Genomic DNA, 1,339 nt, shown 5'->3' with positions numbered 1-1,339 from the left:
AGAGTGCAGTACGCGACCTTATGTCTGGCTTGTCATCGCTCGATGGGGTGACATTGGGGCATCGTTGCCGGTCAAGCGTTCGTGATTCGCTTGGGTGGCGGGATGAGTGATCGCAAGCCGTACTCGAGTGACGTCTCCGACGAGCAGTGGGCCCTGGTCGAGCCCGTGATCACAGCGTGGAAGGCCCGGCATCCCTCGGTCAGTGGCCACCAGGGCAAATACGCGATGCGGGAGATCGTGAACGCGGTCCTGTACCAGAACCGCAGCGGCTGCCAGTGGGACCTGCTGCCCCACGACCTGCCGCCCGCTGGTGCGGTGAAGTACTACTTCTACAAGTGGCGCGACGACGGCACCGATCAAACCATTCATGATCTGCTGCGATGGCAACTGCGGGAGAAGAAGCGGCGATTAGCCGACCCGAGCCTGGTCATCCTGGACACGCAGAGTATCCATGCCGCCGTCGGCGTCCCGGCCGCCACGACGGGCAAGGACGCGGCGAAACGAGTGCCGGGCCGCAAGAGATGCCTGGCCGTAGACGTTTTGGGCCTCGTCGTCGCGGTCGCCGTCCTGCCAGCCAGTGCACACGACAACGCCGCCGGTATCGCGCTGCTTGACGGCGTGGCCGCCCAGGCCGACACGGTGAGTAGAGCCCTGGCCGACCAGGGGTTCAAGAAGAGCGTCGTCGACCACGGCAAGGAGTACGGCATCGACGTCGAGATTGTTGAGCGCAATCCCGCCGACAAGGGCTTCGTCCCGCAGATCAAGCGGTGGATCGTGGAGCAGACGAACGGGATCCTGATGTTCTACCGGCGCCTGGTCCGCGACTACGAACACCGGCCTGCCACTTCGTGTTCACGCGTCTTCTGGGCGATGACCTCCGTCATGGCCCGCCGCCTCACCGGCGCCACCCTGCCCTCCTGGAGGGCAGCATGAGCGACTACCGGCAGATCAGCGCCGTCCTGGCCTACGTCGAGTCCCGCGAGAGCGAACTGGTCGAACAGGCTGGACAGCTCCGCTCGCACATCGAGGACCTCACCGCCCGCCTCGGCGAGCTCGACGCCGAGAGCGAGAACCTGCGCATCACCCGCAAGACACTCCTCGCCATCCCGCGACCCGAGCCCGTCGAGGAGATGCCCCGCCCCGATGTGCCGGATCACCCGGCCTACCAGCAGATCCTCGCCGCCCTTACCGACGCCGGCTTTTGTCCGATGCGGGCCCGCGACCTGTGCGAGGCACTCGACCTGCCGATCCTCCCGAAGAACACCGAAGGCATCCGGTCGAAGCTGAAACGCCTGGTCGCCCGAGGCATCCTCACCGAACCCGAACCCGGCCTGTTCAC

2 protein-coding genes are annotated in these 1,339 nt (G+C 65.8%); both read left to right on the top strand.

What is annotated here, in order from left to right:
* The first annotated feature begins 102 nt into the window (after positions 1 to 102).
* A complete protein-coding gene (locus OP86_RS32435; RefSeq protein ID WP_030055230.1) occupies positions 103 to 933 on the top strand; it encodes an IS5 family transposase in 831 nt (276 codons plus the stop codon).
* Positions 930 to 1,339, top strand: a 410-nt coding sequence (locus OP86_RS32430; RefSeq protein WP_033334465.1) for a hypothetical protein, incomplete at its 3' end; no start/stop codon positions are given. The genes OP86_RS32435 and OP86_RS32430, both read left to right, overlap by 4 nt.

It is taken from the genome of Streptomyces novaecaesareae, from assembly GCF_000716875.1.
GTDB lineage: Bacteria > Actinomycetota > Actinomycetes > Streptomycetales > Streptomycetaceae > Kitasatospora > Kitasatospora novaecaesareae.
Note: the sequence above shows the minus strand (reverse complement) of the source record. Positions and strands in the feature narration are given on the sequence as shown.